The organism is Bacillus sp. FSL W8-1141 (assembly GCF_038593205.1).
In the GTDB taxonomy this organism is placed as follows: Bacteria; Bacillota; Bacilli; order Bacillales; family Bacillaceae; genus Bacillus; species Bacillus altitudinis.
The window spans coordinates 363,670-379,203 of record NZ_CP151973.1 but is presented as its reverse complement, the minus strand read 5'-3'; the positions used below and the strand labels follow the sequence as shown (position 1 = coordinate 379,203).

Annotated in this window: 14 protein-coding genes; 6 read left to right on the top strand and 8 right to left on the bottom strand. The window is 41.7% G+C overall.

Annotated elements, in window-relative coordinates; all coding sequences use genetic code 11:
* Window positions 1-8 precede the first annotated feature (8 nt).
* From NSQ52_RS02005 to NSQ52_RS01995, 3 genes are read right to left on the bottom strand one after another with little or no spacing between them, the layout of a single operon-like run.
* Window positions 9-1,094 (bottom strand): ABC transporter substrate-binding protein, encoded by a 1,086-nt coding sequence (locus NSQ52_RS02005; RefSeq protein WP_342473863.1) that lies wholly within the window; start codon window positions 1,092-1,094, stop codon window positions 9-11.
* Window positions 1,091-3,076 carry a hydantoinase B/oxoprolinase family protein gene (locus NSQ52_RS02000; protein ID WP_342473862.1) on the bottom strand — a complete coding sequence of 662 codons (1,986 nt, stop codon included), beginning with the start codon at window positions 3,074-3,076 and terminating at the stop codon, window positions 1,091-1,093. The genes NSQ52_RS02005 and NSQ52_RS02000 overlap by 4 nt, the downstream gene beginning before the upstream one ends.
* Complete coding sequence (locus NSQ52_RS01995) at window positions 3,066-5,135, bottom strand: hydantoinase/oxoprolinase family protein (protein WP_342473861.1); 2,070 nt, start codon at window positions 5,133-5,135, stop codon at window positions 3,066-3,068. Before NSQ52_RS01995 ends, NSQ52_RS02000 begins: the two co-directional genes overlap by 11 nt.
* Window positions 5,136-5,503: 368 nt before the next feature.
* Between NSQ52_RS01995 and NSQ52_RS01990 the strand changes: the two genes are divergently transcribed.
* The 3 genes from NSQ52_RS01990 to comJ all read left to right on the top strand — a co-directional run bounded on the left by NSQ52_RS01990 (window position 5,504) and on the right by comJ (window position 8,280).
* Entirely contained in the window at window positions 5,504-5,932 is a 429-nt protein-coding gene (locus NSQ52_RS01990) for a NucA/NucB deoxyribonuclease domain-containing protein (RefSeq protein WP_007498233.1), read from the top strand.
* 126 nt (window positions 5,933-6,058) lie between these two features.
* Window positions 6,059-7,756 (top strand): methyl-accepting chemotaxis protein, encoded by a 1,698-nt coding sequence (locus NSQ52_RS01985; RefSeq protein ID WP_342473860.1) that lies wholly within the window; start codon window positions 6,059-6,061, stop codon window positions 7,754-7,756.
* 137 nt (window positions 7,757-7,893) lie between these two features.
* Complete coding sequence (gene comJ, locus NSQ52_RS01980; protein ID WP_342473859.1) at window positions 7,894-8,280, top strand: competence protein ComJ; 387 nt, start codon at window positions 7,894-7,896, stop codon at window positions 8,278-8,280.
* A gap of 1 nt (window position 8,281) precedes the next feature.
* Here the strand turns inward: comJ and NSQ52_RS01975 are convergent, their stop codons facing one another.
* Together NSQ52_RS01975 and NSQ52_RS01970 are read right to left on the bottom strand one after the other, a co-directional pair.
* Window positions 8,282-9,088 carry an AAC(3) family N-acetyltransferase gene (locus NSQ52_RS01975; protein ID WP_342473858.1) on the bottom strand — a complete coding sequence of 269 codons (807 nt, stop codon included), beginning with the start codon at window positions 9,086-9,088 and terminating at the stop codon, window positions 8,282-8,284.
* A 24-nt stretch (window positions 9,089-9,112) separates the two neighbouring features.
* Window positions 9,113-9,532 carry an Lrp/AsnC family transcriptional regulator gene (locus NSQ52_RS01970; protein WP_342473857.1) on the bottom strand — a complete coding sequence of 140 codons (420 nt, stop codon included), beginning with the start codon at window positions 9,530-9,532 and terminating at the stop codon, window positions 9,113-9,115.
* Between the two features lie 115 nt (window positions 9,533-9,647).
* Between NSQ52_RS01970 and NSQ52_RS01965 the strand changes: the two genes are divergently transcribed.
* Window positions 9,648-10,412, top strand: coding sequence for an MBL fold metallo-hydrolase (locus NSQ52_RS01965; RefSeq protein ID WP_342473856.1), 765 nt, complete (start codon window positions 9,648-9,650; stop codon window positions 10,410-10,412).
* A gap of 46 nt (window positions 10,413-10,458) precedes the next feature.
* Here NSQ52_RS01965 and NSQ52_RS01960 read toward each other — a convergent pair whose 3' ends face one another.
* Window positions 10,459-10,788, bottom strand: a complete 330-nt coding sequence (locus NSQ52_RS01960; RefSeq protein WP_335350803.1) for a YckD family protein — start codon at window positions 10,786-10,788, stop codon at window positions 10,459-10,461.
* A gap of 177 nt (window positions 10,789-10,965) precedes the next feature.
* Between NSQ52_RS01960 and NSQ52_RS01955 the strand changes: the two genes are divergently transcribed.
* The gene (locus NSQ52_RS01955; RefSeq protein ID WP_008347852.1) at window positions 10,966-11,838 is read left to right on the top strand and encodes a transporter substrate-binding domain-containing protein; all 873 of its coding nucleotides are present in this window, start codon (window positions 10,966-10,968) and stop codon (window positions 11,836-11,838) included.
* Window positions 11,839-11,850: 12 nt separating this feature from the next.
* The gene (locus NSQ52_RS01950) at window positions 11,851-12,528 is read left to right on the top strand and encodes an amino acid ABC transporter permease (protein WP_008347854.1); all 678 of its coding nucleotides are present in this window, start codon (window positions 11,851-11,853) and stop codon (window positions 12,526-12,528) included.
* Window positions 12,529-12,755: 227 nt separating this feature from the next.
* On the opposite strand, the gene NSQ52_RS01945 is transcribed toward NSQ52_RS01950, so the two are convergent.
* Window positions 12,756-14,054: an arsenic transporter gene (locus NSQ52_RS01945; protein ID WP_008342056.1), complete on the bottom strand. Its 1,299-nt coding sequence runs from the start codon at window positions 14,052-14,054 to the stop codon at window positions 12,756-12,758.
* Between the two features lie 129 nt (window positions 14,055-14,183).
* On the bottom strand, window positions 14,184-15,416 hold the full coding sequence (locus NSQ52_RS01940) for a helix-turn-helix domain-containing protein (protein WP_008342058.1): 1,233 nt from the start codon (window positions 15,414-15,416) through the stop codon (window positions 14,184-14,186).
* Window positions 15,417-15,534: the final 118 nt, after the last annotated feature.

The following is a 15,534-nucleotide window of genomic DNA, read 5'->3' as shown; positions in this document are numbered from 1 at the left end:
GCGATCACCTATTTTCCTCCGCCTAATACTTCATTCCATCGATTCGTCCATTGACCGAGCTCTGAAGTCGCTGTTTCGTAATCTACCCAAGTCAGCTTGCTATAATAATTTTCGCCAACCTTCACTTTCCCCTTAATTTTGTCTCCGTATTTCACATCAGAATTCGACATGCCATAGTAAGATTTTTCTGAGAAGGCTTCTTGAGCTTCTTTCCCGCTAAGGTAGTTTAATAGCTTATAAGCCGCTTCCTCATGCTGACTTCCCTTTGTTAACGCCCAGCTCGCAACTGCTGCCACAGCGCCTTCTTTCGGATATGAGAATCCAATATCCATCCCTTCTTCTTCAAGTGCAAATGATCGGCCATCCCAATATGGAACTGCCGTCACGTCACCACGTTCTAACAGCGTTTGAATAGACCCTGGGTTATCAGGAAAAGCTGCTACACGCCCTTTTAATTGTGCGAGGCTTTTAAATGCTTTATCAATATCCTTAGGATTTGATTCTGTCCCTCCTTGAGCATGGACAAGTGCAGAGAAAAATTGCAAGCCCGCTGAATAAGTTGGGGAAGAAATCGCCACTTTCCCTTTCAGCTGATCGCTCCATATATCTGTCCAGCTGTTTGGCTCCTGTTTGACAAGATCTTTTCTATAAGCAATTCCAAGCTGTCCCATACTAAAGCCTGCTGCATATTGTTTTCCATCAACAGTGAGTTTCTTTTGAACAGAACGATAAAGCTTTTTCACATTTGGTGCTTGATCTTCATCAATAGGCGCAAGAACGTTTGCCGCAATACCTCTTTGAATCGTATCAGGCTGTAAAATAAGCAAATCATACGGTGGATTTTTACCATTAGATGCTTTTAATTTTGTAAACCATTCAGAATCTGCCCCAGAGACCGTTTGTACTTTAATGCCTGTATCCTTTTCAAACTTTTCGAGGATTGGCTTAATATTCTTTTCCCAATCTCCTCCGTAGACACCAACGATCACAGTCTGCTGCTGTTTACTTTGGTCCTGCCCATTTCCACCGCATGCAGACAGCAGTAACATGACGGATAGGATACCTGCAAATATGGCGATTACTCTTCTTTTCATGATTCATTTCCCCCTTTTTGTTGATTCAAGTGATGAAGTGCTTGAATAATATCCATCTTTGTTAACGGTTCCTGTCTATGACCAAAATGAGAATGAACCGCATGTTTATAGTGCGTACGCTCATTTGCTGGGTATGAACGAAGCCGCACAGCAAGCTCACTGCTGGCTTCGTCCGTCCACACTTTCTCATAAGCTGCTCTTTGCTCTCCAAAATCCCAAGCGACAGCATCAGCATCATTCATCTTTTCACGAAGCCTGCTCGTCTGTTCGTCATCAATTTTCCATTCATTATGATCTCGATAGACTTTGACGCCATATTGCTGAAGTGCTCTTTCTTCACTTAATAGCCCTGCTTCCACTTCATGAAGGACTTTTTCTTTCTTTCTAGCAAATGGATTCCCCCATCCTCCCCCACTTGGTGAAACCAATTGAACAATATCGCCTTTTTCAAGACGCATGACATCAATTTTCGGCTGGTTTTGTGTCTCCCCATTTGGTTTGGTCAATTTCACCTCACCAATTGCTCCTGCTCGGCCACCCATTAACCCCCAAGGTTGAAACTTCATTCGTTCCATTCCTCGTGCCGTCACCATCGATTCTGGCTTGATCATTTCAAATTCCAAGCCAATCGCATGTCCCCCTCTATGTTCCCCTGCTCCACCTGTGTTCGGCAGCAGTTCATATCGGTGTACATGAATATCAATATGCTGTTCCAAGCTCTCAATGGGTGTATTTTTTAAAAAGCCTGACGAATGATCAATTCCATCTACTCCATCAGTCCCTTTTTGAGCACCGCCGCCTCCGCCTAACGGTTCAACCACAGACATTTTTCTGCCTCCTGTTTGATCATCAGGAACAGAGAGAACGACGATAGCGGATTGACCTGCACCTGCCGCCGGCACTGCTTCAGGCAACAGCTTACCAATAGCACCTAGCACGACATTATACAGTCTCATTGTAATGGAATGCCGAATACCGACAGAAGCCGGATATTCTGGATGGACAAGCGTTCCTTTAGGTGAAATCACGTCTATCGGATACGTAATCCCACCATTAATCGGAATAAAAGGATCTTTACTAATGATGTAATTAATCAACCCTTGATATAAGAAGGAGTGCTTTTGACCATTGGTGACAAGATTAAAAGCAGTCTTAACTTGCGGGTCACACTCAGAGAAGTCCAGTGTCAGCTGTTTCCCTTTGACCGTCAGCTTGATCTTTAATCGGATCGGCACGTCCGAAATCATATCATCATCCAAGTAATCAGCGAATTCACTCGTTCCATCAGGGATGGCTTCAATTACTTTTCCGGCGCGATCCTCTGCTTGCTTCAGCAGATCAATCATTCCTTGCTTCACTTCGTTTTTTCCAAATTTCTCGATCATTTCTTTTAGTCTGATTTCTGCTGTATTAACAGCGGCAATCATCGCATTAATATCGCCATCATTTAAATGACTCGCCCGGCTATTAGCTCTTAAAAAGGTACGAACAACCTGATTCTCTTTTCCACCTTCATAGATTTTCACTGGCGGAATTCTTAATCCTTCCTGATGAACATCTGTTGCAGTTGGAGAAATGCTTGAAGGGACAAGACCTCCCACATCACTTACATGAACAAAAGACCAGGCATAGCTGACAATTTCATCTTCTATAAAAATGGGTTTGATGATATGAACATCTGGCAAATGAGTCGCTAAACCATCTGTCGTATAAGGATCATTTGTGATGATAATGTCACCCGGCTGCATCGGTCCGCTTTCTTCAATCGCTTTTTTGAGACTCAGCCCTAAAAAGATCGTGACACCGACTGTTTTTGGGTAAACAAAGAAATCTCCAGAAGGCGTGGATAATGCTGTGGCAAAATCCGCCGATTCTTTTACGAATGTTGTAAAGGATGTCCGCTCAATGACATGTCCCATGCCTGATGCAATCGCATTAAAATAACTCCTCATCATCTCAAGCTTTGCTGGATCAGTTCCCATGTAAACCCGCCTCCCTTGAAATCACCAAGTTTCCTGAATGGTCTATGCTGCCTGCCCAGTTTGGCAAAATCAATGTTGTCGTATCATCTTGCTCAATGATGGCAGGTCCATTCACAACAGCACCTAATGACAAAGTACTCCGATTGTAAACAGATGCTTCGTACTCTTTTTCTTCTATAAAGATTCGTCTGTATGATTGTGGTATTAGAGGCTGTCCGCTTCTTTCATCAACAGGAGAGAAAGGCAGTGGAGGCGTTTCACCTATAACCCGAACTCGCAAATGAGTAAATTCAATGTTCGCCTGATCATCTCTATGGCCATATTGACGCTCATGCAGGCTGTGGAAAGCTTCAATCAGATGATAGACGTCTTGTTCCTGCTTTAGCCAATCCACCGATAATGGCAATTCAATCTCAAATGCCTGTCCTTGATAGCGGGCATCTGCTAATAACAAAATGGACGTTTGTTTGATATGTTGAATGTTTTGCTGGCTGAACCAATCCGTTGCTTTGCGAGAAAGCATTTCATAATCTTGTTTTAATTCGTCCATCGTATAGTCTTGTAAGCAGATTTTCTTAGACAACACAGCATCATGGATAAAATCGGCTGTAAGTGCACCTAGCGCACATAAGGTTCCTGGACTTGGAGGGACGACCACATTTTTCGCATGAATTTCTCTCGCAAGGAAATTCGCAACAACAGGCCCTGCCCCGCCAAATGCCAGCAAACTAAAATCTCTAGGATCAAACCCTTGCTGCTCCATGACATTGCTTAGTTCTGTGTACATATTGGCAACAGCCACTTGAATCAACTGGTCAGCCGCCTGTTCGACCGTTTTATGAAGCTGATCAGCAATTGGCTGAAAGGCTATTTCCGCTGCAGACCGCTGCAATTGTAAATGTCCTCCGGCAAACCGTTCTTGATTGAGGTAACCGCATATGAGAAATGCATCGGTTAAAGCAGCTTTTTTTCCCTTTCCATACGAAGCAGGCCCAGGCTGCGAGCCAACTGATTCCGGTCCTGCTTTAAGAAGCCCGCCTTGATCAAGCCATGCGACAGAACCTCCGCCAGCCCCTATCGAATACATTGCAACAGATGGAAGAATGATCGGAAATCCTGAAAGCTGATTCGACTGAGCCATTGTAGGCTGCCCATTTTGAATGATCGAGATATCTGCACTTGTGCCACCAACATCAAATGTAATTAAATTGGGTTCATTTGCAGATGTTGCAATTCTTGCCGCACCAATTACACCAGCTGCCGGGCCAGAAAAAAGTGTTTTAACGGGTGAAGTGGCTGCGCTTTCTGCATCCATTAAACCACCATTTGATTGGGTAATGTATGGAGAAATTGGTACACCTTCTTCTTTCAAGCGGTTTTTCAACGTTTGTAAATATTGTTTCACCTTTGGTTGAATGTACAAATTGACAACAGACATCACTGTCCGCTCATATTCTCTCATTTGTGGCCATAATTCTGATGATGTCAGGACTTCTAACTGTGGGTAATGATGATGAATATAGGCTTTTGCCTGTAATTCATGAACTGGATTTTGATAACTATGTAAAAAAGAAATGACAATGCCTGCTAGTTTTTTAGAGATGACCTGCCGGACAGCATCATCTAATTGCTGCAGTTGGAGAGGTTTTTTGATCGAACCATCGTGTATGAGCCTTTCAGAGATTGGATATACATGTTTTCGTGGTATCAATGGTTCTGGCAATTGAGAATTGAAGTCATAAGGAATGGGTAGACGTAAACGCTGTAATGACAAAATGTCTTGAAAACCTTCCGTTACAAAAAGGGCTAAATCTGCTCCCTTTCTCTGCAATAATGTATTAAGGCCGATTGTCATGCCGTGTACGAGATATTGGATTTTGGATAAATCGACACCTCTTTCTTTTAGAAGTTTTAGCCCATTGATAATTCCTTGAGCTGGGTCATCTGTCACTGTAGGTGTCTTGAGTTCAGTCAGCTCCCCTGTTGCTTCATTCATCAGCGATAAATCAGTAAATGTTCCACCTATGTCTATTCCGAGCCGATAAGAGACATCCGCCATTTGTACTTCCCTCCTGTCATGTAAATGGAATCATATTTTGATAAATTACGACATTTTTTGATATTTGACTCCATATTATTAAAGCATATCGGTCTAGTCAATTTTATTTTTTTGAAATTTCTGTGTGTTAAAATCTTGAAATTAGCCTAAAAACCTGTGATAAAGCCATTTTACATAAGCAGAATTGTAATATGAGCAGCAAAATTAAAATTTTTGTGATTTTTGTTCAAATAGGAAAAGAGCATAAACAGGTAAAAAACGTTTTTCGAACTTTAAAAGACGTTTTTTCAAAACGAGGAGAAATTGGTAAGTAATTCTGCTATACTTCTGTTTACAAAATACGCTAAAGAGAAAGAGAGCTAGCATCTATGAAACTTCTTAAAACCATTCTCTTGCTTTTATTGATTGTCATTGGTATAGCGACAGGCTATGTCCAACTAGGGCAACATAAACAAGAGACGACAAACTCTTCTTATGACAAAACCATTCACTTTCCATCAGATCGTTATCCAGAAACTGCGAAGCACATAGAAGAAGCTATTGACGAAGGTCATTCTTCCATTTGCACCATTGATCGGAAAAATAGTGATGAGCAAAGAGACAAATCACTTCATGGCATTCCAACAAAGCGTGGTTATGATCGTGATGAATGGCCAATGGCGATGTGTAAAGAAGGTGGAGCAGGGGCTTCTGTCAAATATGTACGTCCTTCGGATAATAGGGGGGCAGGCTCTTGGGTAAGTCATCAATTATCAGATGATCCTGATGGCACAAGAATCCAATTTATTATCGAGTAGCACGATCTTTCCTTTTTTCATAACAAAAATTTCTGTGTAAGTGTATTCACGTATATCAAACATTTTTTTCATGCCGATAATCTTTAAGGAGGGATACCCTACCTTATACCTAAAGGAGTAAAAAGCATGAAGAAAAAAGGAAAACTGAGGCTTGGCGCCAAAATAATGCTGATCTTTTTAAGTGTCCTCATCGTATTTTCAGCAGTGGTTGGTTATGTAGTGAACCGCGAAATGACAGAGAACATTAAGCAAATGGCCACCGAAAAAGCAAAAGGCGATCTAAAGCTAGGATACGCTTACCTAACTGAAAAGGTTGCTGGCTCGTGGCAGATAAAAGATGGCAAGCTTTACAAAGGAAAGACTCAAATCAATAACCATGACACATTGGTTGATCAATTAGCCGAATATACTGGTGATACAATCACGATCTTCCAAGGAAATACCCGTGTTGCCACAAATGTCATGTTAAACGGGAAACGAGCTGTAGGAACCGAAGTCTCACCTGAAGTAAAGGCCGCTGTTTTGGATAAAGGCGAGAATTATTACGGAACAGCCAATGTTGCCGGGAAAGACTACCAAACGGCTTATATGCCCATCAAAAATGATACAGGGGAAACGATTGGTATTTTCTATACCGGTGCAAATCAAAGCATGATTTCACAAATGCTTCAGTCTTTCTTTATTCAATTTGTCACGGTCCTACTGTTAAGTTTAATTATTTCTGTTATCATTATTTCTATTTTCACAAAGCGGATTCAGACACGTCTCAAACATATGGCATCTGCTATTAAGAGTGCGGGCGAAGGAAATTTAACCATCAACGTGACAGATCACACAGGCGATGAACTTTCTGAGTTGGCAGGTCATTTTAATAAGATGCGTGAGAAATTAAATCAAACCATTTTAAATGTGATCAAAACATCTGAATTAGTAGCCACCTCTTCTGAGGAGCTGTCAGCTAGCGCAGAAGAAACGAGTGCAGCATCAGAAAAAATTACCCATACCATTCAAGAAGTCGCTCAATCGTCTGAACAGCAATCAGCCCAAATGACAGCTAGTGAGCACACGATGAGACAAGTATCTAACGAGCTGGTAAACATCACTGAAAATGCGGGACAAATGGCAACAAGAAGCCAATCCGCACAAGAAATGGCCCAAAAAGGTGTACAAAATATCGGTGAAGTCAATTCACAAATGACATCTATTGCAAAATCAATTGAAGAGAACGGCACAGCAATTCAAGCGCTAGAAACACGTTCAGCCGAGATTGATCAGATTTCCAAAGTGATTACAGATATCGCTAACCAAACAAATCTACTTGCTCTTAATGCGGCCATTGAGGCAGCACGCGCAGGTGAACATGGAAAAGGTTTTGCCGTTGTGGCAGACGAAGTGAGGAAGCTCGCAGAAGAATCGCAAACATCATCCAACATGATTTCACATCTCATTTCCGAAATACAAAAAGAGATGAATCATTCGACGAGTGCCATTAAACGAGTACGAGAGGAAGCGGCTCAAGGGGCTGTTCTTATTTCTCATACAGAGGAATCATTTATCGACATTCAGCAGTCAATGAAGGAAATGGCAGATGGCATTAAACATTTATCAGATGCATCCCAAAAAATCGCAGCTTATACAAATGATGCGAAGCAAACCTTTGCCTCTATCACAGAAGGCGTTAAACTGACGAGTGAACATTCACAACAAGTAGCAGGTTTAACAGAAGAACAATTCGCAGCAATGGAAGAAGTAACAGCTTCATCAGAGGCTCTCGCCCATTTAGCAGGAGACCTAAAAGAAATGGTTTCGCAATTTCACATCTAGATCCCTCATACAGTAGCGCAAGACGGCGACAATCGTCTTGCTGCCTAACATTCTCTTCAATTATCTTACTTTCAAACATTCACTTTTCAACATGATTCCAAGCTGGACAAATTTTATGAATAAAGGAGTTATCTATTATGAATGATTTAAATCAAACGTATCCCCTATCTATCTCCTATCACCAAATCACCGTATACACTGGAAGCACAACGCCACCTGTGATTGATTGGACAGATGACGATATTCTTCAAGGATTCGCAACCGGGGATCGAGGTATTTCTTTTGAAGGCATCAATAACGGAAAGGCTTCTATTATCGTGACATTAAACAGCCATGAGCCTCCATCATCCGTTGATAGAGTCATCACAGTGCCATTTACTCATTCAAGTGATCATGTTTATCTGACAAGCGTCATGGCACAGGTACTGTCTTTCTCCATTCCAAAAGGAGACTATCAGCTCACCTGCTATATATCTGAGCACCCTAATCAAGATCTCTATTATTTTGATTTTCAGACTGCTTAGATCACGCCTGGTCGTACTGTTCAAGCCATTTTTCCGCAAAATCGACCGATTCTCTCATCGGCAATAAATACGAATTGGCTAGCCCAATTCGACTGTGGTTATAACTAGATTCTGATTGTAAAAAGTCACGACCAATCTGTTCAAATAATTCTTCTCTTGTGATGATATCTTGATACTCTTTCCACACCCTCCAACCATTCTCTAAAATGGGGGCCCCTCGTGTCATGAGGTCTTGCTGTGAGATTCGATATTCAGCTAAGTGAAAAGCTGTCACACTCTCGAATGACGTGCCAATTAGCAGCACTTTTGCATCAAGATCGTACATACGTCCAAGAGGTGAATTTTCTCCTAAACCATAAGGAAGCGCATGGTGTTTCAACACTTCATCTTTCCTTTTCCCCCAGGCGGTGAATGAGAAATGAGGATGATTGCTTCTTTCTACGCCTGGGTATTTCCAAAAGGTCTCCGCTACCTTTCCCATTGCTGTTGGAGCTGTGTAAGCCGGATCAAATGCAGGCATCGTGTCTTTGATCGGTTTCCACCAAGAATAAGGAACAGGCGGATTGATCCAATCAGCAGGATCCGACAGCTCTAATGTTTGTGCCGGCATAATCAGTGTTCCTTCATCTGTTAAAATATCCATCATAGCTTGTATAACGGCTATAGCTCCTCCATTCACCCAGCCAATAGATGACAAGGATGAGTGGACACATAAGATCATGCCCTTCCTTACACCAAGTTGAACCAAATCCGCTTTGATTCTTTCCTTTGTGATCGGTTCAGCCTGATGTTCAATTAATCTTTTCATCGGCTATTTCCTCCTGCGCCTCATCTATTCTTGATGAGTGAGACGTTTCACAGCGATAGACAATTTATAATTTGCATGCTTTGTTAGCTCCGTTAAAAATTGATCAAGCTCATCATGACTGGAGAAATGTCCTTCAGCCATATAACAGCCCTCTCCACTTATTTTAAACAGGTTTTTGATTTCTTCCTTTTGATGGAGAAACGATAAAAGCGGTTTATGATCATGACTTCGGGTAAAGAGCTGTAAAAATGTTTGGATGTTCTGCTGTGTCCGCCAGTTAATTGAAATGGTATAGGTTTCAATAACCCCCTCTTCTTCAAGCTTTAAAACTCTATTTTTAGCAGCTTGACCGGTTAAATGGACTTTTTCACCAAGTGCTTTCATCGTCAATCGGCTATTCTTTGAGAGTTCTTTTAATATATCCATATCTGTTTTGTCTAGCATTGGCTCACCTCTTTCAAAAATCAAGTCGTTCCGCTGAAAGACTTTCATGATCCTCTGTCACATGAAGCTCTTTTAATATACTGTAAACTTAATGAGAAAAAAAGGAGGCCTTCTAATGAAAATAACACTCATTCGTAATGCTACTTTATACCTTCAATATGGTCCGTCAACATTTTTAATCGATCCCTTTTTAGCAGCAAAAGGAACCTATCCACCGTTCCCGAATACTGCCAATCAACATGTAAACAATCCAATTGTGGATCTGCCTGCAAACATTGATTTGGACAAGATATTACAGCCGGATGCTGTCCTGCTCACTCATTTACATGTAGATCACTTTGACGACGAGGCAAAAAAGAGGTTAGCGCAAACTTTGCCGATCTATACTCAATCAGAGAAAGATCGCACGATAGTGAAAGAAGCTGGATTTCAGCATGTTACATGCATTGAAGATGAAATGGATGTTTGCGGTGTTCATATGAAACGAACTGGCGGGCAGCACGGGACAGGAGAAACCGCTAAACGGATGGGACAAGTGAGCGGTTTTGTTTTCTCTCATCCTGATGAGCCTACTCTTTATATTGCAGGAGATACCATTTGGTGTGATGAGCCGAAAGAGGTTGTGAATACATGCCAGCCAGATATTATTGTGGTCAATAGTGGAGCTGCCCAATTTTTAGAGGGAGACCCAATTACGATGACCAAGGAAGAGATTGTAGACATTCACCATACTCAACCACAAGCTCAAATCATCGCCTGTCACCTTGAAGCCGTGAATCATTGTTTATTAACAAGAGCGGCATTAACATCTTACATTCAAGAGAATCATGCAGATCAGGCCATTTTTGTCCCTCAAGATGGTGAAACGCTGACCTTTTAACACTTAAACAATAAAAACCGGCACCTTGCTGCCGGTTTTCTTGAACTTATGGTCGATGGTGCTGTGGTTTTTTTAGTAATGGAACAAACCCGTTATTTTTCAAATGATTGTAATGTTCATCCATTCGTTTTGTGATGTGCGCACCTTGTTCCTTCGTTAACACACCATACTGAACGTATTTTTCAATCACTTCTTTTCGTTTAGACAAAATTTGCTGTTCAAGAACTTCAATTTGTTTTTGTTGCTCTGTCGTTAATTTTACTTGATGCGTGACGGGGCGCTTTTCCATTTGGGGTGTTTCTCCATGAGCCGTATTCACCTGAAAACCAAATAATAGCACCATCGTTAGTAAGATCAAACCACTTGTTTTTTTCATCTCTGACCCTCCTTTATTCGATTTTAATTTGCACACTCTTTCCTTTTTTATACATTATTCACAGCATCAAATTGCACATAATATTCTTACTTTTTCGCTTTTCATCTGAAAACGTTGTCCTAACTGAAAAAGCGTGCTATGTTTTGTTTTGTATAAAAAATAGAGGAGGATTCTTAAATGAGTCGTTTTTATCATAGAAAACCTATATGGGTGCTGCTTGTTGTGTCTGCTCTCATGCTTGTCATGTCTGCTTGCAATCAATCAGGCTCATCTCAGTCTGGAGAATCAAAGTGGGATCAGATTCAAAAGAAAGGGAAAATTGTGGTCGCTACTTCAGGCACTTTGTATCCTACGTCTTACCATGATACATCGAACGGCAAGGATCAATTGACTGGCTATGAAGTGGAAGTCGTCAAAGAAGCATTTAAGCGCCTTGACGTCAAAGTAGAATTTAAAGAAATGGGTTATGACGGTATGCTCAGTGCCATTAATTCAGGTCAGGTGGATGCCGCTGCAAACGATATCGACATCACAGATGACAGGAAAGATAAGTTCGCCTTTTCAACACCTTATAAATACTCCTATGGAACCGCTATCGTCAGAAAAGATGATCTGTCAGGTATTAAAACGCTAAAGGATTTAAAAGGAAAGAAAGCAGCAGGTGCTGCAACGACCATTTATATGGATGTTGCCCGTAAGTATGGTGCAAAAGAAGTCATTTATGATAATGCCACAAACGAGCAATATTTAAAGGATGTCGCAAACGGCCGTACAGATGTCATTCTAAATGACTACTACTTGCAAACACTGGCGCTTGCTGCATTCCCTAAGCTAAATATTACGATCCATCCAGACTTAAAATACATGCCGAATGAACAAGGGTTTGTGATGAAAAAAGACAATACAGAGCTTCAAAAAGAATTAAATCGTGTATTAAAAGAGATGAAAAAAGATGGAACCATGAAAAAGATTTCAGAGAAATTCTTTAATCATGCTGACGTCTCAAAGAAAATTGATGTTGATGTCGAAGATGTCGACATTTCTAAATAAGGAGCCGCAGACGTGGGAGATATTCATTTAGAATATATCTTTAATCCTGCACTGGCAAAAGCGTCATTTCCGTTTGTGATGAAAGGCATCTGGCTGACGCTGCTCATTTCTTTTGTGAGCATGTTTTTTGGTACGATTCTAGGTTTTTTTATTGCCCTTGCTAGAATGGCAAATACGTGGTTCCTTCGGCTGCCTGCACGGCTGTATATTTCATTCATGCGAGGGGTTCCCATTCTGGTCATTTTGTTTATCCTTTATTTCGGATTCCCTTACATCGGCATTGAATTTACAGCTGTCACTGCTGCTATTATTGGATTCAGCTTCAATAGTGCTGCATACATTGCCGAAATTAACCGGGCGGCTCTCTCCTCTGTTCCAAGTGGTCAAGTGGAAGCCGCCAAATCTCTTGGTCTCAGCTATTGGCAAACGATGCGCGGAGTCATTTTGCCTCAATCCGTGCGCATTGCACTGCCGCCCCTGACCAACGTCATGCTTGATTTAATCAAAGCTTCCTCACTAGCGGCAATGATTACTGTGCCCGAACTCTTCCAGCAAGCAAAAATTGTGGGTGGACGAGAATTCGATTATATGACCATGTATATATTGGTTGCCTTGATTTACTGGGGCATATGCAGTGTGGTCTCATTGCTCCAAGACTTTTTGGAAAAACGCTATGCAAAATATCTATAACAACAAAAAGCAGATCCATTGGATCTGCTCAGATTGTTGACAAAGGGCTAAAATGAACTTGATTTTAGCCCTTTGTTTCCTTTTCAGCGTGAAAGAAAACCTTTGCAGTCTAGGAAGGACGAGCACTGGAGCAGAGCGAATTTGACATTCGTGAGCACCAGCGCGCAGGACTGACACCGAATGCGAGGGTTTGTCTTCACGCTGAGCAGATCCATTGGATCTGCTTTTTAATGTATCAACCATAACCACACATACAACCCCAATAACGTGATGATCAGCGTCGGTATGGTTAGAATGATTCCAGCTTTCATGTATGCCCCCCAAGAAATATGCACACCTTTTTTCTTCAAGACATGAAGCCACAGCAATGTCGCCAATGAACCGATTGGGGTCATTTTCGGACCAAGGTTTGAGCCGATGACGTTGGCATAAATCAGTGCATCTCTCATCACACCTGCTGTATCTGTGTGACCGATGGCAATCGCATCAATTAAAACGGTTGGGAGGTTGTTCATGACTGAAGATAGTACTGCTGCCAGAACCCCCATAAACATCGTTCCCGCAAGTAAACCGTGTGACGCCCCCTGTTCAATCCACGCCGCTAAAATTTCTGTCAGGCCGACATTTTTCAGCCCATACACCACGACATACATGCCGATAGAGAAAAACACAATCGACCACGGTGCTTCTTTGACGACTCGTTTTGTCGCTACTTGTGGACTCCGTTTTGCCAGCCATAAGAAAGCAATGGCAATGCCTCCTACAATGATTGACACCGGAATGCCTGCCAATTCCCCAGCAAAATATCCAACAAGCAAGCACCCTAACACATACCAAGATAACCGGAACATGCGCAGATCACGAATGGCCGAAGCTGGTTCCTTCGCCTGCGAAACATCGTACGTTTTCGGGATGAGTTTCCGATAAAACACATACAGCACAAGCATACTAGCGCCAAGCGATACAAGGTTTGGGACGAACATGTTTGCTGTATATTCAAGAAAGCCAATATGAAAATAATCGGCTGATACGATATTGACCAAGTTACTAATGACAAATGGCAAAGACGTCGTATCTGCAATAAAGCCGCTTGCCATGACAAATGGCAGAATCATACGCTCATCCAGCTTCAACGCTCTGACCACAGATAAAACGATCGGGGTTAAGATAAGTGCCGCTCCATCGTTGGCAAAAAAAGCTGCTACCACAGCGCCGAGCAATGTTAAATAAATAAACATGCGGACCCCGTTCCCTCTTGCGGCTTTTGCCATATGAAGTGCCGCCCATTCAAAAAAACCAATCTCATCTAAAATCAATGAAATGATGATAATTCCAATAAATGCAAAGGTGGCGTTCCAGACAATTTGGGTAACTTCCCATACATCGCCCAAATGAACGACCCCAAAAGCAAGAGCAAGAATCGCTCCCCCGCACGCTGACCATCCAATGGTTAAACGTCCTGGCTGCCAAATGACAAGGACGAGGGTCATGATGAAAATTAAAATGGCCAAGGTGACTGATCCCAAAGGTGGCCCTCCTTTCACTTTCCTCATAAAATCTTTATCTATCATACAACGAAATAAGGCAATTGTATGCCATTTTATGATCTCGCATAAAAATCCGCAGGTCATCCTTTGCACCTGCGGAGTCCACGTCTATTGATCTTTTTTCATCAGCATCAATTCAATAAATAACTCACATCGCTGGCTAAAATGACTTAAATCAATAGACGTCATTTCAAAAATTTGTTTCATTCGATAGTTTAATGTATTTTGATGAATAAACAACTGCTCTGCAGCTGGTTTTAGCTTGCAATTATTCAATAAGTAGACCTCTAAGGTTTTTAAAAATGATGTTTGGCTGTCACGGTCTTTTTCCTTTAGGCGCAACAAATCTGGATTAAAGTCGTTTTTCTTTTTTTGGTGACTGTAAATCGAGTCTAAGAACCGGAAGACCCCCAAATGCTCGTAATCGTATGGAATCAATTCCTGTCCGCCGACAATCTTCACTGCTTTCACGACTTCTATCGCTTCAAATCGACTTGTGCTCATTTTCATGACATCTCGATATTCTCTTCCCATCCCAATATATAAAGGAGATGGGTGTGTATGCGTTTTCGATTGAAGATGGGCGACGACATCCGCAGCGGTCGCTTTTGGTGAGTGGCGATCTGACAAACTGCCTAATATCACGACGATGTCTGCTTGCACAGAGTAGACGTGATTGACCTTGTCTTCTAGCTGTAAATAGGTTCTAATCATATCCTTCACATCTTCTGCGGTCTCACTTTTGTTATCGGCGGCATGAACAACCATCACAGTAAAGACAGCTGGCAGTGGAATGCTTAAATTCTCAGCTTCCCATTTCAGCTCTTCTTCTGTATAAAAATGATCATCCATGACCTTTTTGAAGAACTCTTCAATCTTGCCTTCCTTTTTCTCCAACTGTTTCTTATTTTTATAAATAACTTTTCCAACCTGAAACGATGCCTCGTGTAAAAATTGCAGCTCCTCTTGAGAGAGAGAATCTTCAATGTCCTGCACCCAAATAAAGCCGACAACCTCTTGTTTGTGCTTGGCGCTCACAGCCACTCGTCGATTAAACCCGAGCTCCTCATGACCATTCACATAAAAAGGATTTGAATCTGTATATAGCTGCTCAATGACCCCTGTTTTTTTTAACCAATCCACCACAGCTCCCGGACATTCCTTTGAGAAAATGGTTTGCTGATTGACTGGGTCGAACTGCTGGATGCTGTAAGAATTATAAGCAAGCAGCTGACATTCAGTACTTTCTAAAATGACTGGTTTTTTTAAATAACCACTAATAAATGCAATTAATTTATCGACATCAAAAAATGTATGAAGCTTTTCTAATATCTCTTCCATCCCGATTGCTCCCTGAATAAGTGATACATTTATCATACTTCTTTCCAGTCATATTTGTATAGAAACAAGTCGTAGACAGGTAAAAAAAGCATGAACTCGCCTGCACGAGTTCATGCTT

Excerpts from the sequence above, each read along its gene's own strand:
- comJ (WP_342473859.1), top strand. The coding sequence starts at position 7,894 with ATGAATGATTTAAATCAAACGTATCCCCTATCTATCTCCTATCACCAA.
- NSQ52_RS01995 (WP_342473861.1), bottom strand. The coding sequence starts at position 5,135 with ATGGCGGATGTCTCTTATCGGCTCGGAATAGACATAGGTGGAACATTT.
- NSQ52_RS01975 (WP_342473858.1), bottom strand. The coding sequence starts at position 9,088 with ATGAAAAGATTAATTGAACATCAGGCTGAACCGATCACAAAGGAAAGA.
- NSQ52_RS02000 (WP_342473862.1), bottom strand. The coding sequence starts at position 3,076 with ATGGGAACTGATCCAGCAAAGCTTGAGATGATGAGGAGTTATTTTAAT.
- NSQ52_RS01970 (WP_342473857.1), bottom strand. The coding sequence starts at position 9,532 with ATGCTAGACAAAACAGATATGGATATATTAAAAGAACTCTCAAAGAAT.
- NSQ52_RS01940 (WP_008342058.1), bottom strand. The coding sequence starts at position 15,416 with ATGGAAGAGATATTAGAAAAGCTTCATACATTTTTTGATGTCGATAAA.
- NSQ52_RS01960 (WP_335350803.1), bottom strand. The coding sequence starts at position 10,788 with ATGAAAAAAACAAGTGGTTTGATCTTACTAACGATGGTGCTATTATTT.
- NSQ52_RS02005 (WP_342473863.1), bottom strand. The coding sequence starts at position 1,094 with ATGAAAAGAAGAGTAATCGCCATATTTGCAGGTATCCTATCCGTCATG.
- NSQ52_RS01985 (WP_342473860.1), top strand. The coding sequence starts at position 6,059 with ATGAAGAAAAAAGGAAAACTGAGGCTTGGCGCCAAAATAATGCTGATC.
- NSQ52_RS01955 (WP_008347852.1), top strand. The coding sequence starts at position 10,966 with ATGAGTCGTTTTTATCATAGAAAACCTATATGGGTGCTGCTTGTTGTG.
- NSQ52_RS01990 (WP_007498233.1), top strand. The coding sequence starts at position 5,504 with ATGAAACTTCTTAAAACCATTCTCTTGCTTTTATTGATTGTCATTGGT.
- NSQ52_RS01965 (WP_342473856.1), top strand. The coding sequence starts at position 9,648 with ATGAAAATAACACTCATTCGTAATGCTACTTTATACCTTCAATATGGT.